We start from the raw sequence: 17,461 nt of genomic DNA on the forward strand, positions 1-17,461 counted from the left end.
TTCACATCTCCGGATACCGGCGGCGCCGCCAGGTCCACGCGATCGCGGCTGCGGCCACCGCCCAGCCGAAGAGCACGAGATAGGGGAAGGCGTACTGGTTGCCCGTGAAGTAGATCGCGTTGTGCTGCGCGTTCACCGACGCCCCGGGCGGCAGCCAGCGGCCGACGGCCCCCAGCGGCTGGGGCAGGAGCAGCCAGGAGACCGCCCCGCCCGAGGACGGATTGCCCAACAGCACCATGAGCAACCACGTCGGCAGGATGGCCCACTTGCCGAACAGCATGTAGAACGCGGTGAACACCAGCCCCGAGGTCACCATGGTCAGGGTGAGGATCGCCCAGGACTCCGGGAAGGGCAGCCGCAGCACGTGCAGGCCCCAGTCGACGACCGCGACGATGGAGAGGCTGCCGAGCACGGAGTACACGACGATCGTCAGGAAGCGCTCCAGCGGTCTCAGCTCCGACGCGTGCACGGTCAGCTGCACCGCGCCGAGGAAGCCCACGATGACCGCGGCGAGCGTGATGTAGAAGATCGCGAGTCCCTGGGGATCACCGGGCTGCAGCGGCTTGAGGTTGCCCAGGCTGAGCCGCACCCCGGCCTGCGCGGCCGCCGTCGGGGCCGCCGCCGCCAGGACGCGGGCCACCGAGGCGCCCGCGGCCGGCACCAGGTCGAACGCGACGGTGCCGCCTCCGGCCTTCGTCTGCGCCACGGCGAACACACGCTGCCGGTCGACGGCGTCGACGGCGGCCGCGCGTGTGGCGAAGCGCCGCTGCACCAGCTGGGTGCTCAGGTCCGAGTCCATCCCCGCCACGAACCTCTGCAGCTGCGGGGAGTCGTCCACGACGCCGATCGGGACGTGATGCGGCGTCGGATGCGCCATGGCGAAGCTGTACGAGCCGGCGAACAGCCCCGCGCCCACCGCCAGCAGCAGGACGATGACCACGGCCGGCCGGAAACGTGACAGCCCGGAGGGGTGAGTCATCGGCATACCCTCATCGCGCCCTCCGAAAGGCCGGGCCCCGTCCCGGCGGCGTCGCGCAGGGCCTGGGCTGCGGGGCGAACCCGCCGCCCAAATTACTGCCGGTGTTCGCCCCCCGCTACCTGACGGGGCGTGGCCGCGATGCGGCGGCGGGGCGGGCGCGGGGTGGCCGCCGGCTCACGCGCGGCCGGCCTCCAGTGCCCGGACGGCCCAGTCCAGGGCGGGCCCGCGGCTCACCGGCACGGGCCAGCCGTTGACCACCGCGAGCAGCCGGGCGTACCGCTCCCGGCGCGGGTCGGACGCGGTCCGCAGACGGGCCAGCAGCCGTCGCCGGAGCTCGGCGCCGTCCGCGACGCCGATCTGGTCGGCGTACTCGGCGGCGACGGCCGCGACGACCGGACGTGCCCGCTCGGAGGCGGGGTCGACGCCGGCGGCCACGGCGACGAGGGCCTGTTCTCCGGCCGAGGCGACGACATCACGGCGCGGCGGCGTGGTCCCGGCACGCGCGCGGTCGGCGGCGTATTCCTCGGCCGCCCTGCGCATCACGTCCCGGAATCCGGGGTCACGGGAGAGTTCGGCCAGCTCCACCCAGGCCTGGAGCTGGTCCGGGTGGGCATCGTCGGGCAGCGCCGGGGTGAGGCTGCGGCGCGGGCCCGCGAGCGCGGGATCGTCCGCGAGGCCGCCCGGCGGGCCGAGCACGGCGTCGAGGAAGTCGTCGATGAGCCGGCCGCGCTCCTGCGCGGACAGCCTGGCCAGTTCGTGCATGAGTTCCGTCTCCTCCGGGGTGGATCCGCGCCGGGCCACGGCCGTCAGCACCGCGCGCCGCACCCGCAGCGTGCGGATCTGCGCCTCCAGGGCCGCGGCGTGGGCGGCCGCGACCTCGGGCAGGGACAGCTCCCGGTCCACGACCCTCCGGATCGTCGCCAGGTCGAGTCCCAGGTCACGCAGGGTCCGCACAAGCTCCAGCCGGGCCAGGGCCGGGCCGTCGTAACGGCGGTAGCCGGCCGGACTGCGGGCGGCCGGCGTCACGATCCCCCGGTCCGAGTAGAAGCGGATGGTCTTGACCGTCAGCCCGGTGCGCCGGGCCAGGTCTCCGATCGAATAGCGCGCGTCGCCGTTCACACCCCCCACTCTTCCGTCTCCCCCTGAGGGAGACTCAAGCCCCCGCTCGGACCGCCACGGCCCGTGCCGCCTCCGCGACCTCGCCCCGGCGGGTCGCGCCGGTGAGCGGATCGCTCGGGGCGTAGCGCACGGCGACGCCGTACTGGGCGCAGCGGGCGGCGATGGCGGGGCAGGCGCGTTCGGCGAGGGCCGCGATGGTCAGGGAGGGGTTGACGGTGAGGGAGGTGGGGACGGCCGAGCCGTCCGTCACGAACAGCCCGGGGTGGGTGCGCAGCTCGTTGAGCTCGGTCAGCGCGGAGATCGCGGCGGAGTCGCCGAGCCGGCAGGAGGCGAGGGGGTGGGCGGTCACCGTGCCCGCCACGTCCTCGCTCCAGGGACGGACGGTGGCGAGGCCGTCCCGCTCCAGCACCGCCCGGGTGTGGGTGTCGGCCTCGGCCCAGCCGCGCCGTGTGCCGGACGTCGGCGCGAACCGCATGGTGCCCAGGCCCAGCCCGTTGGCGAGCCGGGTGAAGCTGCCGGTCAGGGGCGGCACGCCGAAGCTGCCCTCGGCCTCGTCCTCCGTCATGGCGAGCACCGTGAGCCAGGAGCGCCAGCGGGCCCGCATCTGCTTCTTGGCGACGCCCGACCAGCGCTGCCCGGCGGTCTGGGCGAGGGTGTTGGTGACGGCCGGGAAGTAGATCTGCTGGAGGGTGAAGCGGGAGAACTGCGGGGCGCTCGCGTCGAGGCGGTCGAAGGACGCCGCGGTGATCGGCATCCCGATGTGCAGCGCCTCGTACGCCACGGTCGCGCTGCGCGACAGTCCGAGCAGGGAGCGGACCTTGCCCTCGTCCATCTCCGCGACGCTGACCCGGTCGCCGTTGCCGGAGAAGTAGCCGCCGACGGCCGGCGGGACTCCGCCGAGGGTGAGCGCCGACCGCTGGAGGAGGACGGGTGTGCCGACGGCGCCCGCGGCCAGAACCAGGACCTTGGTGTGGAGGGTGCCCGCTCCGGTGGGGCAGGTGTAGTCCGACGGGTCGAGGGTGATGTGGTCGACGGCGTAGCGGTAGCCGGGGACCGTGGACGGGCGGATCAGCTGGACCTCGTGCAGCGGCCGGATCTCGGCGCCGTGGGCCTCGGCGGCGGGCAGGTAGTTGAGCAGCATGGAGCGCTTGGCACCGAAGCGGCAGCCGGACAGCATCCAGTTGCAGTCGGTGCAGCGGGTCCGGTCGACGGCGACGGGCACCGGGTTGCAGGTGTGTCCGGCGCGGTCGCAGGCCGCGGCCAGCACACCGCCCGCGTAGGAGACGTCGGGCCAGTCGAGCTTCGTCACGGGCAGGGCCTGCTCGACCTGCTCGTACCAGGGGTCGAGGGCGGCGCGGCTGAGGGATGCGGGCCACAGCCGCCGTCCGGCCGCGTCTCGCCGGTCGAAGACGAAGGAGGGCGCGCGCAGTGACGCGGCGAAGTAGACGACGCTGCCGCCGCCCACGCAGTTGCCCGCGACGACCGAGATGCCGTCGCCCTTGATCACGTCGACGATGCGGGGGTAGGCGCCCAGGTCGAGGTCGTGCGTGAAGTCCTCGGTGGCAAGGCGCGGTCCGCGTTCGAGGACGGTGACCCGGGCTCCCGCGGCGGCGAGGTGGTAGGCGGGTATCGCGCCGCCGAAACCGCTGCCGATGACGAGGACATCGGTGGTCTGGGGGCTCATGCGGGGCTCCCGGAGGGAGTGGTGGCGGGGTGCGGCTCGGCGAGGGCCGTGCCGTAGGAGTGGGCGGGGTAGCGCCACAGACCGTCGGCGTCGGGCGGCGGGAAACCGGTCCAGACCAGGCCGGGGTGGCCCTCCGCGAGGGCCTGTGCGGTGTGGCGGTGCGCGGCGGTGTCGAAGGCCAGGCCGACGAGGAAGGCGAGCAGCTGCCAGATCGCACGGTCGAGGTCGTCGGCCTGGAAGAGCCTGGCGACCAGGGTCGTGCGGTGGTCGAAGGAGAGGCTGACGAAGGGCGGGCGGTCGATGGGCAGCAGGATCAGCCGGCTGATCGCGTAGGCGGTGGCACGCGCGTCCAGCAGTGCCGCGACGCCCGGCAGGAGCGGGTTCAGCGGGAGCTCGGGCGAGGTGAGGAGGGCGATCACGCCGGCCTGTACGGCTCCGGGGCCGGGTGCGGCGCCGGCGATGGCGCGGTCGGAGGACGAGCGTCGCTCCCCCGGCACGAGGGTGTCGGCGAAGGCCTCCAGGGTGGAGACCGGCCAGGAGCCGAGCGCGGCGGCGGAGGCGGCGGGCGCCGCCACCGTGCCCAGCGCGGGCAGGGCCGCGACGGCGGCGGCAAGGCCGCGCAGCACGGCGCGCCGGTCGATCTCCGGGGCGGGGGGCATCCTCACCGTCCCGCGCAGAGCAGGCTGAAGGGCAGGAAGACGGCCAGGCCTGTCTCGCCCGCCTCGTCGCCGTAGGCCTCGAGGACGTCGGCGAGTTCGGGCAGCTGCGGGCGCAGCGCGGCCACCAGGTCGCCGATGCCCGCGGTGACCCCGCCGACCTTGAAGTTCGTCAGGAGCATCGCCGCGCGGCGGCCGCGCTTGTCGAACCAGTAGCGGCCGTCCCAGGAGACGTACGGGACGGCTCCGGTGGTGGACTGCACACTCCAGTGGTCGCGCTGGTAGTAGCGGCACACGGGGAGGGCGAGCGCGAAGCGGGCGGGTTCGGCGAGCAGGAAGCGGACGGCGCCGCCGTTGTCGAGCGTGATGTCGCGCTTGGAGTACTCCACGCACACCGGGTCGGAGAGCCACAGCCAGGGGTCGGGCGTCTCCCCCTCCCCGTACGCGTGCCAGTCGCAGGCGGCGGCGAACGGCGGCTCGGTGTACGGCTCGGGGGCGTTCGCGGAGGCCGGTGTGGCGACGGCGGTGGCCGCGGTCGCGGCGAGCAGGGCGGCCAGGGCGGACGTGAGCAGGCGTGAGGGGCGGCGGAAGCGGGGCATGGGCAGACTCCGGCGGTCGTGGGGGCGGGGCGTACGGGGCCTGGGCACCACGCACGATGCCGCTGACGGGACGTCAGGGCAAGAGGTTGCACACAGACTCATTGAATGAGTGGCTCATCCACTGCCTGAGTGTGTTGACGCGCCGCCCCGTTGCCGGGTGGGCTGGGGCCGGACCGCTTCGAGAGGACGACCACGGTGGAGCCACTGCCCCGCGAGACCATCGTCGACGTACTGGAACGCCGCCTGCAGGAGGACATCCTGGACGGCACCCACCCCGCAGGCAGCCTGCTGCCCCCCGAACAGCGCCTGGCCGAGGGGTACGGCGTCACCCGCACCACGGTGAAGCACGCCTTCGGCCGGCTCACCCAGGCCGGGCTCCTGGAGACCCGCCACGGCGTCGGCACCCGGGTCCGCGACTACCTGCGCCTCGGCGGCGCGGACCTGCTGCCCATGCTCGTACGGCACAACCCGGAATGGCTGGCCGACATCTTCGAAGTCCGCGCCGGCGTCGGCGCGTTGATCGCCGAACGCGCGGCTGCGAAGGCCACTCCCCCGCAACGCGCCCGGCTGCGCACCCTCCTGGACGCCGTCGCCGCGGCCGCCGAGCCCGACGCCGTCCAACTGGCCGACGCCGAGGTCCACCGCGCCCTCGCCCGGGCCACCGGCAACCGCGTCTACGTACTCCTCACCAACACCCTCTTCGCGGCCTACCTGCCCCTGCGCGCCCCCTTCGTCGCCCCTTTCCACGACCCGGCCGAGGCCGCCGCCCGCCTGGACCCCCTGGTCACGGCGGTCGCCGACGGCGACGCGACCGCGGCCCGCACGGCGGCGCAGGCGTACCTCGCCGAGACGCAGCGCATCATGCTGGGGGCACTGGAACCGTCCTGAGGGCCGGACGGGGTCGCCTGGGAGGCCGCGCCGCCCGCCCCCGGTTCGCACGGGAGCGGGCGGGCCGGGGCTCGGGGCGGGGGCGGGGTCAGCGGGCCTGGTCGGTGGGGCGGATCAGGATCTCGTTGACCGCGACGTGGTCGGGCTGGGTGACCGCGTAAAGGACGGCCGCGGCGATGTCCTCGGGCTGGAGGGTCCGCATGGACTCGGCCATGCTCTTCGCCATGGCCCGGATCCCCGGGTGGGTGATGTGGCTGGTCAGCTCGGTCGAGACGAAGCCGGGTTCGACGAGCACGACCCGGACGCCCTGCTCGGTGACCTCCTGCCGGAGCGACTCCGCGAAGGCGGTGACGCCGAACTTGGTGGCCGAGTAGGCGCCGCTCGCGGCCGTCGCCGTGCGTCCCGAGGTCGAGGAGACCTGGACCACGGCCCCCTTGCGCTCGAGCAGGTGGGGCAGCGCGGCGTGGACCGCGTACATCGAGCCGAGCAGGTTGGTCTCGACCATGCGCGTCCACTCCGTGGTGTCCGCGTCGAGGATCGGGCCGCTGAGCATGACGCCCGCGTTGTTGACGAGGATGTCGAGGCCCCCGAAGCGCTCGGCGGTCGCCGCCACCGCGTCCCGCACCGACTGCAGGTCGGTGACGTCCAGATCGAGGGCGAGCATCTCGCCGGGGGCGTCCTGCACAAGGTCCTTCAGCCGGTCGGCCCGCCGGGCCCCGACCGCGACCCGGGCGCCGGCCTTCGACAGGGCGAGGGCCGTGGCCCTGCCGATGCCCGAGGACGCGCCGGTGACGAGGACGACCTTGCCTTCGAGGGTGCCGCTCACGTTGTTCTCCAAGGAGTTGATGGTGCCGGTACATGACCCGGGCAGAAGGTGACCGCCGGGTCATGTTGAGCGTAACAGCTAACCTGACCGTCTGGTCACGTTGGTGATAGGCTCCACACCTGGGAGGAGGCAGCGATGAGCGGGACGACGGCCCCCGCGGGCCAGCGGGCGGACATGGTGCGCAATCGACGCCTGCTGCTCGAGGCGGCGACGGCGGCGTTCGCCGAACGCGGGGTGGACGTGCCGATCGGCGAGATCGCCCAGCGCGCCGGCCTCGCCAAGGGCACGGTCTTCCGCCACTTCGCCTCGAAGGAGGACCTCCTCGCGGCGATCATGCTCCAGATGCTCGACCAGCTCATCGACTCGGCGGACCGCCTTCTCGGCGCCGATGACTCGGCGGCGGCGCTGCGGGAGTTCATGAGCGACGGCGTCGAGGTGCTCGCCGCCGACCGGGCGTTCTGCGAGGTGATCGGCCGCCCGTCACTGCAGCACGCCGAGGTCCGGGACCGCATCGCCCAGCTCTGCGACGCGGCCGAGGCCCTCACGGCCCGGGCCCGCGAGCGAGGCGCCGTGCGCGGCGACATCACGGGCACCGACGTCGTCCTGCTGCTCGGCGGGATCCACCAGACGGCGGCGCCGCTGCTGCCCAGGCAGCCGCAGGCCTGGCGCCGCTACCTCGCGCTGACCCTCGACGGGCTGGTCGCCACCGACGCCGGCCCCCTGCCGGAACCGCCGCCCGCGCGCCTGGAGATCGCCGAGCCCACGACGCCGGCATAGATCACGCACACCCCACCGTCGGGCCTTGACTGCACCCGCGCCGAAGAGAGAGCATTGCTCTCGTCGGTAAGCAACGCTCTCGACGGGGATGACGATGAGGCCGTTCCATGCGGGCCCGCCGCTGCGGGAACTGCACGAGGAGTACGCCAGAAGGGCCGGCTGGACGAGCGCGCTCCGGTCGCTTCGACGAGTTCGGTCACCGTGGACGCACCGGTCGCCGAGGTGTGGCGGCTGATCAGCGACCTGCGCGCCTGTGACACGTGGCGCTCCGACGCCCGCGTCGTCGAGCTGGGGGCAGTGGAACCGGACGCGCGCTTCCGCTGGAGGCTGCGGGGGACACTCATCACGTCCTCCTTCGCCGTGGTGGCGCCCGAGCGGGAGCTGTCCTGGACCGGTGTGGCGATGGGGTGGATGAAGGCGGTCGACCGGATGCGGATGGCGCCCGCGGCGGCCGGACGGTCGTCACGATCGAGGAGTCGCTCACCGGGCCACTGCTCACGCTCTTCTACGACAGCGCACGGCTCCGGCAGGGCCACGAGGACATACTTCGCATGCTGAAGGCCGCCGCGGAGGAGGGCGGGGGCCTCGACCCGGCCGGGACCCGGGACGAAGGGACGACTGGCCCGGCCCGGGCCGCTTGCGGGATGCTCACCCCATGATCGAGCGCGAGGAAGCGGTCCGGAGGGTCCAGGAGCACCTGGACGTGCACTTCCCGGGGCGCATGGCGGTGGTGGAGGCCGAGGAGCACGAGCTCGCGTGGGTCGTCGTCTACCAGTCCGCGGAGTACGTCAGGACCGGGGACTCGCGGTACCTGCTGGCCGGCAACGGCCCCTACCTCGTGGATCGCGCCGACGGCCGCCTGCACACGATCGGTCCGGTGGACTACCTCATGGGCGGATGGGAGGAGGAGTACCGCGCCTGCGTCCGCGGGCTGCCCGTGCGGACCGCGGTGGACGAGCTGGACGACCGGGTCCGCGCGTCGGCGGCCGCTCACGGCCGCGTGTTCGCCATGGTCGAGCTGCGGGAGCGGATACCGGCGCTCGGGCCGGCCGAAGCGCTGGCCTACGTGACGGCCCTTCAGGCCGGGAGTGCGGCTCCGCGGGGTCCGCTCGCCGTCGTCACCGGGGCGCTCGTGCCGTACCGGGAGCCCGTGGTCAGGACCGTCGCCGGGTGAACGCGAAGACGCCGGTCAGGACGGGGGAAACCTGACCGGCGCCGGTCCGCTGTGCGGGGCCGCGGTGGCGGTCGCCCCCGGCAGGGGGCTCCGTGGGGCTTCAGCCGAACGATCGTCCCCACGGGCGAAGGGATGAGGCCCGGGGTCACTGGCCCACTCACGGCACCCGCATGTGATGGAACCACGCACCTGCCCGGATTGTTCCCGCGTCCCGGTGGTCCGCGGCCGTGGAAGGCATGCCGGTGGCCCGCTGCGGGGAAGCGCGTTGCATGACGAAGACCGGTCTCCCGGAGGGCATCCGGGCCTGCCTGTTCGATCTCGACGGAGTGCTGACCAAGACCGCGGTCGTGCACGCCGCCGCCTGGAAGGAGGTGTTCGACGACTTCCTGCGGCGCCGGGAGGGCGCGGACTTCCGCCCCTTCGACAAGGTGGCCGACTACGACGAGTACGTCGACGGCCGTCCACGCGCGGACGGCGTCCGGGCCTTCCTGGCCTCCCGGGGCATCGAACTGCCCGAGGGCTCCGCGGACGACCCGCCGGAGCGCGACACCGTGCAGGGGGTGGGCAACCGCAAGAACGAGATCCTGCTGGAGAAGATCCGCACCGAGGGCGTCGAGGCCTATCCGGGTTCCGTCCGGTACGTGAACGCCGTGCGGGCCGCCGGCCTGCGGACGGCGGTGGTGTCGTCCAGCGCCAACTGCCGCGACGTGCTGGTCGCGGTCGGCATCGAGGACCTCTTCGACGTGCGCATCGACGGCGTGGTGGCCGCCGAGCGCAAGCTCCCGGGCAAGCCGAACCCGGACACCTTCCTGGAGGCGGCGCGCGAGTTCGGCCTGGAGGCGAAGGCCGCGGTGGTCTTCGAGGACGCGCTGGCCGGCATGGACGCCGGCCGCTCCGGGCACTTCGGCTACGTCGTGGGGGTGGACCGGGTGGGCCAGGCCGACGCGCTGCGCGCGCACGGCGCCGACATCGTCGTGCAAGACCTCGCCGAGCTGCTGGAGGCCGACGCGTGATCAGCCACTCCTCCTATGTGGTCGAGCCGTGGTGCGTGCGGGAGACCGAGCTGGACCTCGAGGTGCTCGCCCAGAGCGAGTCGGTGTTCGCCCTGTCCAACGGCCACGTCGGCTGGCGCGGCAACCTCGACGAGGGCGAGCCGCACGGGCTGCCCGGCTCCTATCTGAACGGTGTCCACGAGCGCCATCCGCTGCCGTACGCGGAGGCGGGCTACGGCTATCCGGAGGCCGGCCAGACCGTCATCAACGTCACCAACGGAAAGATCATCCGGCTGCTCGTCAACGACGAGCCCTTCGACGTGCGCTACGGGCGGCTCGTCTCGCACGAACGCGTCCTCGACCTGCGCGCCGGGCTTCTGCGCCGGACCTGCGAATGGACCTCTCCGGCCGGTTGCACCGTCCGGGTGACCTCGACCCGTCTGATCTCGCTCACCCAGCGGTCCATCGCCGCGGTCGTGTACGAGGTCGAGGCCGTGGACGACGTGCGGCTGGTCGTCCAGTCCGAGCTGGTGGCCAACGAGCAGTTGCCGAGGACGTCGGGAGACCCCCGGGTCTCCGCCGTGCTGGACTCCCCCCTGCAGCCGGAGGAGAACCAGGCGCTGAACAACCGTCTGCGCCTGGTGCACTCCACGTCGGTCACCGGTCTGCGGGTCGCGGTGGCGGCCGACCACGCCGTGGAGGGACCGCCGTCGACGCGGAGCTTCAGCGAGAGCGGCGACGACACCAGCCGGCTCACCGTCACCAGTTCCCTGGCGGCCGGGGAGAAGCTGCGCCTGGAGAAGATGGTCTCCTACGGCTGGTCCCAGGTCCGTTCGCTGCCCGCCGTGCGCGACCAGGTGGAGGCGGCGCTCGCGGGTGCCCGCAGCACCGGCTGGCAGGGGCTCTGCGACGAGCAGCGCGACTACCTCGACGCCTTCTGGTCCCGGGCGGACGTGGAGATCGACGGCGACGCCGAGATCCAGCAGGCGGTCCGGTTCGCCATGTTCCACGTCCTGCAGGCGGGCGCGCGCGCCGAGCAGCGGGCGATCCCGTCGAAGGGCCTGACGGGCTCGGGCTACGACGGGCACTCCTTCTGGGACACGGAGACCTTCGTCCTGCCGCTGCTCACCCTGACCTCTCCGGAGTCCGTCGCGGAGGCGCTGCGCTGGCGCCAGGCCACGCTGCCCGCTGCCCGGGAGCGTGCCCACCAGCTCGGTCTCAAGGGCGCCGCCTTCCCGTGGCGCACCATCGACGGCTCTGAGGGCTCCGGCTACTGGCCGGCCGGAACGGCCGCGTTCCACATCAACGCGGACATCGCCGACGCCGTCATCCTCTACGTCTCCCTCACCGGTGACGTGGACTTCGAGCGCGAGACGGGCGTGGAGATCCTGGTGGAGACCGCCCGCATGTGGCACTCCCTCGGTCACCACGACCCGCACGGGAACTTCCACATCGACGGGGTCACCGGGCCCGACGAGTACAGCGCCATCGCGGACGACAACGTGTACACCAACCTGATGGCCCAGGCGAACCTGCGTGCCGCCGCCGACATCGTCGAACGCCACACCAAGGAGGGCGCGGCCCTCGGCGTCGACGACGAGGAGACGGCGGCGTGGCGGGACGCGGCCGCGGCCATGACCGTGCCGTACGACGGCGCGATCGGCGTCCACGAGCAGTCGGCAGGCTTCACCCGGCACCAGGTGTGGGACTTCTCCGCCACGCAGCCCGACCAGTACCCGCTGATGCTGCACTTCCCCTACTTCGACCTGTACCGCAGGCAGGTGGTCAAGCAGGCGGACCTCGTACTGGCGATGGTCAAGCAGCCGCAGGCCTTCGACGAGGAGCAGAAGGCCCGCAACTTCGCCTACTACGAGCCCCTGACGGTGCGGGACTCGTCCCTGTCCGCGTCGACGCAGGCGATCATGGCCGCCGAGGTCGGCCATCTGCGCCTCGCCTACGACTACCTGGGCGAGGCGGCGCTGATGGACCTGCACGACCTGGAGAACAACACCCGCGACGGGCTGCACATCGCCTCCCTCGCCGGGACGTGGGCCGCCCTGGTCGGCGGCTTCGGCGGGATGCGGTACCGGAACGGCTGCGCCGCCTTCGCGCCCCGGCTGCCGGAGAAGCTGCGGCGGCTCGCCTTCACGGTGCAGGTGCGGGGACGGCGGCTGAGGGTGGAGATCACCGGCGCGGCGGCGACGTACACCCTGCTGGACGGGGAGCCGCTGGAGCTGCGGCACTACGACGACCTGTTCACCGTCGGCATCGACCGCCCGCAGACGCACAAGGTGCCCACCCTCCCCGCGCGTACGGCCCCGGAGCAGCCGCCGAGCCGCAGCCCCCGGCACCGCTGACCCCGGCACCGCTGACCCGGGGGCTCGCCCGGTGCCGGGTCAGCGGCCGGGGAAGTGCGGAAGGACCTCCTCGGCGAGTTCGTGCAGCACCTCCGCGACCGGGCGGTCCCCCGGACGGAGGTTCAGGGAGACATGGGCGACGCCCAGGTCCGCCATCACCGCCAGGTGGTCGAGGAGGGCGGTGCGGCCGGTGCGCAGGCCGAGGCGGATCGGCTCGGCCGGGGCCGCGGGGTCCGCGAGCAGGTCGAGCAGCATGGGCGTGAGGTAGGGCCTGTCCCGTCCGTCGGTGAGCTCCCGCCACCGGCGGACGTCGTCCCCCAGGGCGTCCAGCGGGCGGGGGTAGTTCAGGCTCGCGTCGGCGTGCTCGGCGATCCACTCCGGGCTCTGACGGGCACTGCCGGCCACCGCGACCGGGATGTCGCCGCCAACGGGTTTCGGCAGGACGTCGATCCTGCGCTCGGCCCGTAGTCCGGTGCCTGGCAGGGTCAGCCCGAGCCCGGGTGCCGGGGTGGCCCAGGCCGCGCGCAGGGTCCGCACGCCGTCGCGGAAGGCCTGCCCGCGGCCGTCGAAGTCGGCGCCGAACAGCGGGTACTCCACGGGACGGTCCCCGCTGGCCAGGCCCAGGACGAGCCGTCCCCCGGAGAGCACGTCGACGGTGGCGGCGGCCTTGGCCACGTGCAGGGGGCTGCGCAGCGGGAGGACGACGGCGGAGGTGCCGAGGACGACGTGCTCGGTGAGCGCGGCGAGGTGGCCGAGGTACGCGAAGACGTCGAAGACGGATCCGGCGTCGCCGAAGGCGAGCGGGTCGTACAGCGGCACGTCGCGCAGCCACAGGGCGGCGAAGCCGAGGCGGTCGGCGAGTCGGGCGAGGTCGGCGTGGCCGCTCAGGTCCGGCACCCCGAAGGGGCGGCCGGCCTGCCGGTCGGCGGCGAGGCGGCCGGCTCCCCAGTCGTTGTCCAGGGGCAGTTCGAGTCCGAGGGTGAGCCGCCGGTGGGGACCGGTGAGGCGGGTGAGGGCGGTGCTGGTCATGGAGCGGGCCTTCTTCGGGTGCGGTGTCGGGTCCGCGGTGCCGGCGGTCCCGGCGCGCGCGATCAGTGCCGGGAGGTGAGGGCAGGCTCCCCGGTGGGCGCGGCCCCGGCCACGATCCGGCCGTTCCGGCCGCCGCGGCCCTTCTCCAGTGCGGCGGAGACGACCGCGAGCACGAGGGCGGAGGCCGTCAGGACCGCCCCGACGAGGTTCGGCGAGGTGTAGCCGTGGCCCGCGGCGATCACGACCCCGCCCAGCCAGGCGGACAGGGCGTTGCCGAGGTTGAAGGCGCCGATGTTGACGGCCGAGGCCAGGGTGGGGGCCCCGGAGGCCTGGTCCAGGACCCGCTTCTGCAGCGGCGGCACGGTCGCGAAGCCCAGGGCGCCGATGAGGAAGATCGTGACCCCGGCGGTGAACTCGTTGTGCGCGGTGAGGGTGAACAGCGCCAGCACGGCGGCCAGGGCGCCCAGCGCCGTGTACAGCATGGGCATCAGGGCGCGGTCGGCGTACTTGCCGCCGATCAGGTTGCCGACGACCATGCCGGCCCCGAAGAGCACCAGCAGCCAGGTGATGGAGGAGTCGGCGAAACCGGTGACCTCGGTCATCATCGGGGCGATGTAGGTGATGGCCGCGAAGACGCCCCCGAAGCCCAGCACGGTCATCGCCATGGCCAGCAGGACCTGGACGTTGCGGAAGGCGCCCAGTTCGTGGCGGAGGCGCACGCCCTGCGGCTTCGGCATGTCGGGCACCAGCTTGAGGACACCGGCCAGCCCGACGACGCCGAGGCCGGCGACGACGAAGAAGGTCGTGCGCCAGCCGGCGCTCTGCCCGATGAAGGTGCCCAGCGGCACGCCGATCACGTTGGCCACGGTGAGCCCGGCGAACATCATGGAGATCGCACGCGCCTTCTTCTCCGGGGCCACGAGGTCGGCGGCGACGACCGAGCCGATGCCGAAGAAGGCGCCGTGGGTGAAGGACGCGAGGATGCGCCCGGCCATCATCACGCCGAAGGCGGGGGCCAGGGCGGAGACCAGGTTGCCGAGCACGAACACACCCATGAGCAGCATGAGCATGTTCTTGCGGGACACCTTGGTGCCGAGCAGCGTCATGATCGGCGCGCCGATCATGACACCGAGTCCGTAGCCCGTCACGAGCAGGCCGGCGGTGGGGACGGAGACCCCGAAATCGGTGGCGACCTCGGGCAGCAGGCCCATGATCACGAATTCGGTGGTTCCGATCCCGAAAGCCCCGATGGCGAGGGCCAGGAGCGCGAGAGGCATGGCGGAGACCTTCCAGAAATTGCAGCGGCACCTAACAGGCGCAAACAATAATTGCAGACGCGCTATAACGTCAAACGCTGGACATCTTCGGGCGGCGGCTTACCATGGCCAGTGGAGGATCACCGCCTCCGCCCGCAGCCGCCGCACAAAGGGGACTTCGATGACCGCCACCGATCCGGCACTGACCGCCCTCGCCCAGGGGTGGCACGCCCTGTCCCTGCTGCACGGCCGGATCGAAGGGCAGATCGAGAAGCAGTTGCAGACCCACCACGACCTGAGCGTGCGCGAGTACTCGCTGCTCGACGTCCTCAGCCGCCAGCACGACGGCGAGGGGGGGCACCTGCAGATGCGTCAGGTCGCCGACGCCGTGGTGCTCAGCCAGTCGGCGACGACCCGCCTGGTCACCCGCCTGGAGGACCGCGGTCTGCTGGCGCGCTACCTCTGCCCCACCGACCGGCGCGGCATCTACACGAACGTGACCGAGGACGGCCTGAAGCTGCTGGAGGAGGCGCGCCCGACGAACAACACGGCGCTGCGCGCGGCGATGGACGAGGCGGCCCTCGTCCCGGAGCTCGCACCGCTGGTCAGGGCGGTGGAGGACCTGCAGGGCGCCAAGGTCCCCGCCTCCTGACCCAGCCAATCGGCGTACGAAGTTATTCGGCGTTTGCAATTAACCGCGTACGCAATTAACCTGGTCGTGGAGCACGGGAAGGGCGCGTCCCCCGCCCCCTCCCGGGACGTTCACCCGTCCGCACTCGCACCGGCGCCCGCCGCCGGCCGCGACGCGAAAGGATCAGCACCATGACCACCCCCACCCCGGACATCACCCTGAACAACGGCGTCACCATGCCGCAGCTCGGCTTCGGCGTCTTCCAGGTGCCCGACGCCGACACCGCCGCCGCCGTCACCTCCGCCCTGGAGAGCGGCTACCGCAGCATCGACACCGCGGCGATCTACGGCAACGAGGCCGGCGTCGGCCAGGCCCTCGCCGCATCCGGCGTCGCCCGCGACGAACTGTTCGTCACCACCAAGCTGTGGAACGGCGAACAGGGCTACGACAGCACCCTCGCGGCCTTCGACGCCTCCCTCGCCAAGCTCGGTCTCGACCACGTGGACCTCTACCTGATCCACTGGCCGGCCCCGGCCCGCGACACGTACCTGGACACCTGGCGGGCCTTCGAGAAGATCCACGCCGAGGGCCGGGCCCGCGCCATCGGCGTCTCCAACTTCCAGCCCGCGCATCTGCAGCGCCTCATCGACAACAGCGACGTCGTCCCCGCCGTCAACCAGGTGGAGCTGCACCCCCAGCTCCAGCAGGCAGAGCTGCGCGCCTTCCACGCCCGGCACGGCATCGCCACGGAGGCGTGGAGCCCGCTCGCCCAGGGCGCCGTCCTGAGGGACCCGGTCGTCACCGGCATCGCCGGCCGCCTGGACAGGACCCCGGCCCAGGTGATCCTGCGCTGGCACCTGCAGCTCGGCAACGTGGTCATCCCCAAGTCGGTGACCCCCGAGCGGATCCGCCAGAACATCGACGTCTTCGACTTCGCGCTCTCCGACGCCGACATCGCGGCGATCACCGCCCTCGACAGCGGCACCCGCATCGGCCCGGACCCCGACACCTTCAACTGACCGCCGGGGACCAGGGGCCGTCCCGTCCGCCGGTCCGCACCCCGCGAACCGGCGGGCGGCCCTCAAACACACATGGCGCACATGGCTCAGGAAGCGGTGCGCTCCTCGATGCGGCGCAGCGCCTGCTTGAGGTACCCGGCGAAGCGCGGGTAGTTCTCGCTCATCGGGAAATGCCCGATCTCCTTCATCTCGATGAACTCGGCCCCACGGATCTGCTCCGCGGTACGGGCCCCGTCCGCGGGGGTGGTCAGGTAGTCGTACTCGCCGGTGAGCATGACGACCGGGCAGCGCTCCCCGTCGATCTCCCCCAGCCTGCCGCGCAGGTCGTGGTCGACGGAGTAGAAGTACAGGTCGCCCTTGAACGCCTCCGAGCCCTGGCTGTAGTAGAACCAGGTCGCCCAGCGGTCCGCGTCGGGCGACTGCGGGGCCATCAGGTCCCACACCCCGCTGGCGCAGACCTGCGCCGCGTTGGCGTGCGGATGCTGCCACCAGTCGAGGTAGAAGCCCGGGGAGTAGTCCGCCCCCTCCACGGGGATCACCGCCTTGAAGCGGTCCGGGTGCCGCAGCGCCAGCTGCAGGGCCACGTTCCCGCCGAAGGAGGAGCCCATGAAGATCGGGTCCTCCAGGCCGAGCGCGTCGCAGAACGCGGTGATGAAGGCGACGTAGTGGTCGGCGGTGAGCTTGTACTCCTCCTTCCACCAGTCCTTGTTCAGCGGCGGGTCCGACTTCCCGTGGCGCGCGAGGTCGTAGGCGATGACGCGGTGGTTCGCGGTGATCTCCTCGTCCTCCAGGAGCCCGCGCCACTGGTGGTTGTGGCAGCCCGCCGTGTGCTGGCACACCAGCGGCTGCCCCTGGCCGTTCTCCAGGTAGAAGACCTTGTACTGGACGTCCTCCACGTCGATCGTGACGTAGTGGCCGGTCACCGGGGAGATGCGGGAGGCGGTGCCCATGAAGGGGTCCTTTCGGCGGTACGTGGCCGGAGCGGTGGTTCAGCCCAGCGGGCCGGTGAGGCGGAGCAGTTCCAGCTGACGGGTGAGGCAGCGCAGGTTCTGCATGAGCACCAGCAGGTCTCCCTCCAGCCGCATGTCCCGCTGGAAGCTCGCCGCCCAGATGCCGTGGTACATCGGCTTCGGCACCGGCGTGCAGAACTCCCGCCAGGTCGCGGCACCGGCCCTGATCGCGAAGTCGTAGGCCGTGAGCGGTTCGGGGTCGACGACGAGGTCCTCCACCCCGCCGCGGTGCATGCGCACCAGGAAGGCGTGCCGTTCCATGTCCAGCAGGTAGGTACAGCTGAAGTACGCCCCGTGCGCCCTCAGCTCCGCGTCGCCGTCACTGAGCCTGCGGAACTCCTCCACGGGCCCCTGCGCCGTTGCCGTCGTCATGTCCACTCCTCGCTGACGCCGATCTTCGCTCACAGCTAATACACCGTCAGGTGCACGCCGGGCGCGGGCACGCCGGTACGTCCCCCGCACGGC

Annotated in this window: 18 protein-coding genes; 8 read left to right on the top strand and 10 right to left on the bottom strand. The window is 72.6% G+C overall.

Features of this window, described 5'->3' with window-relative positions; all coding sequences use genetic code 11:
• Position 1: 1 nt before the first annotated feature.
• The 5 genes from OIE69_RS05215 to OIE69_RS05235 form a co-directional block, all read right to left on the bottom strand.
• A complete protein-coding gene (locus OIE69_RS05215) occupies positions 2 to 979 on the bottom strand; it encodes an ABC transporter permease (protein ID WP_326570745.1) in 978 nt (325 codons plus the stop codon).
• 174 nt (positions 980 to 1,153) lie between these two features.
• Entirely contained in the window at positions 1,154 to 2,098 is a 945-nt protein-coding gene (locus tag OIE69_RS05220; RefSeq protein ID WP_326570746.1) for a MerR family transcriptional regulator, read from the bottom strand.
• 34 nt (positions 2,099 to 2,132) lie between these two features.
• Positions 2,133 to 3,782 (bottom strand): GMC family oxidoreductase, encoded by a 1,650-nt coding sequence (locus OIE69_RS05225; RefSeq protein ID WP_326570747.1) that lies wholly within the window; start codon positions 3,780 to 3,782, stop codon positions 2,133 to 2,135.
• Positions 3,779 to 4,441 (bottom strand): DUF5987 family protein, encoded by a 663-nt coding sequence (locus OIE69_RS05230; RefSeq protein WP_326570748.1) that lies wholly within the window; start codon positions 4,439 to 4,441, stop codon positions 3,779 to 3,781. The genes OIE69_RS05225 and OIE69_RS05230 overlap by 4 nt, the downstream gene beginning before the upstream one ends.
• A 2-nt stretch (positions 4,442 to 4,443) precedes the next feature.
• Entirely contained in the window at positions 4,444 to 5,037 is a 594-nt protein-coding gene (locus OIE69_RS05235; protein ID WP_326570749.1) for a hypothetical protein, read from the bottom strand.
• Between the two features lie 195 nt (positions 5,038 to 5,232).
• Between OIE69_RS05235 and OIE69_RS05240 the strand changes: the two genes are divergently transcribed.
• The gene (locus tag OIE69_RS05240) at positions 5,233 to 5,925 is read left to right on the top strand and encodes a FadR/GntR family transcriptional regulator (protein ID WP_326570750.1); all 693 of its coding nucleotides are present in this window, start codon (positions 5,233 to 5,235) and stop codon (positions 5,923 to 5,925) included.
• Positions 5,926 to 6,013: 88 nt separating this feature from the next.
• On the opposite strand, the gene OIE69_RS05245 is transcribed toward OIE69_RS05240, so the two are convergent.
• Positions 6,014 to 6,763 (bottom strand): SDR family NAD(P)-dependent oxidoreductase, encoded by a 750-nt coding sequence (locus OIE69_RS05245; protein ID WP_326570751.1) that lies wholly within the window; start codon positions 6,761 to 6,763, stop codon positions 6,014 to 6,016.
• Between the two features lie 123 nt (positions 6,764 to 6,886).
• Here OIE69_RS05245 and OIE69_RS05250 point away from each other — a divergent pair, with 123 nt between their 5' ends.
• From OIE69_RS05250 to OIE69_RS05270, 5 genes are all read left to right on the top strand, one after another.
• The gene (locus tag OIE69_RS05250) at positions 6,887 to 7,528 is read left to right on the top strand and encodes a TetR family transcriptional regulator (RefSeq protein WP_326570752.1); all 642 of its coding nucleotides are present in this window, start codon (positions 6,887 to 6,889) and stop codon (positions 7,526 to 7,528) included.
• A gap of 201 nt (positions 7,529 to 7,729) precedes the next feature.
• Positions 7,730 to 8,086, top strand: a complete 357-nt coding sequence (locus OIE69_RS05255; RefSeq protein WP_326570753.1) for an SRPBCC family protein — start codon at positions 7,730 to 7,732, stop codon at positions 8,084 to 8,086.
• Positions 8,087 to 8,183: 97 nt separating this feature from the next.
• Positions 8,184 to 8,702 (top strand): YrhB domain-containing protein, encoded by a 519-nt coding sequence (locus OIE69_RS05260; RefSeq protein ID WP_326570754.1) that lies wholly within the window; start codon positions 8,184 to 8,186, stop codon positions 8,700 to 8,702.
• Between the two features lie 269 nt (positions 8,703 to 8,971).
• Positions 8,972 to 9,715 (top strand): HAD family hydrolase, encoded by a 744-nt coding sequence (locus OIE69_RS05265; RefSeq protein WP_326570755.1) that lies wholly within the window; start codon positions 8,972 to 8,974, stop codon positions 9,713 to 9,715.
• A complete protein-coding gene (locus OIE69_RS05270) occupies positions 9,712 to 12,051 on the top strand; it encodes a glycoside hydrolase family 65 protein (RefSeq protein WP_326570756.1) in 2,340 nt (779 codons plus the stop codon). The genes OIE69_RS05265 and OIE69_RS05270 overlap by 4 nt, the downstream gene beginning before the upstream one ends.
• 39 nt (positions 12,052 to 12,090) lie before the next feature.
• Here the strand turns inward: OIE69_RS05270 and OIE69_RS05275 are convergent, their stop codons facing one another.
• Together OIE69_RS05275 and OIE69_RS05280 are read right to left on the bottom strand one after the other, a co-directional pair.
• The gene (locus OIE69_RS05275; RefSeq protein WP_326570757.1) at positions 12,091 to 13,080 is read right to left on the bottom strand and encodes an LLM class oxidoreductase; all 990 of its coding nucleotides are present in this window, start codon (positions 13,078 to 13,080) and stop codon (positions 12,091 to 12,093) included.
• Positions 13,081 to 13,142: 62 nt separating this feature from the next.
• Positions 13,143 to 14,357 (bottom strand): MFS transporter, encoded by a 1,215-nt coding sequence (locus OIE69_RS05280; protein WP_326570758.1) that lies wholly within the window; start codon positions 14,355 to 14,357, stop codon positions 13,143 to 13,145.
• 160 nt (positions 14,358 to 14,517) lie between these two features.
• Between OIE69_RS05280 and OIE69_RS05285 the strand changes: the two genes are divergently transcribed.
• Together OIE69_RS05285 and OIE69_RS05290 are read left to right on the top strand one after the other, a co-directional pair.
• The gene (locus tag OIE69_RS05285) at positions 14,518 to 14,988 is read left to right on the top strand and encodes a MarR family winged helix-turn-helix transcriptional regulator (RefSeq protein ID WP_326570759.1); all 471 of its coding nucleotides are present in this window, start codon (positions 14,518 to 14,520) and stop codon (positions 14,986 to 14,988) included.
• A gap of 170 nt (positions 14,989 to 15,158) precedes the next feature.
• Entirely contained in the window at positions 15,159 to 15,986 is an 828-nt protein-coding gene (locus OIE69_RS05290; protein ID WP_326570760.1) for an aldo/keto reductase, read from the top strand.
• An 86-nt stretch (positions 15,987 to 16,072) separates the two neighbouring features.
• Here OIE69_RS05290 and OIE69_RS05295 read toward each other — a convergent pair whose 3' ends face one another.
• Positions 16,073 to 16,936, bottom strand: a complete 864-nt coding sequence (locus tag OIE69_RS05295) for an alpha/beta fold hydrolase (RefSeq protein ID WP_326570761.1) — start codon at positions 16,934 to 16,936, stop codon at positions 16,073 to 16,075.
• 39 nt (positions 16,937 to 16,975) lie between these two features.
• On the bottom strand, positions 16,976 to 17,368 hold the full coding sequence (locus tag OIE69_RS05300; RefSeq protein ID WP_326570762.1) for a hypothetical protein: 393 nt from the start codon (positions 17,366 to 17,368) through the stop codon (positions 16,976 to 16,978).
• Between the last annotated feature and the right edge of the window lie 93 nt (positions 17,369 to 17,461).

This window comes from Actinacidiphila glaucinigra (genome assembly GCF_035918135.1).
Taxonomy (GTDB): Bacteria; Actinomycetota; Actinomycetes; order Streptomycetales; family Streptomycetaceae; genus Actinacidiphila; species Actinacidiphila glaucinigra.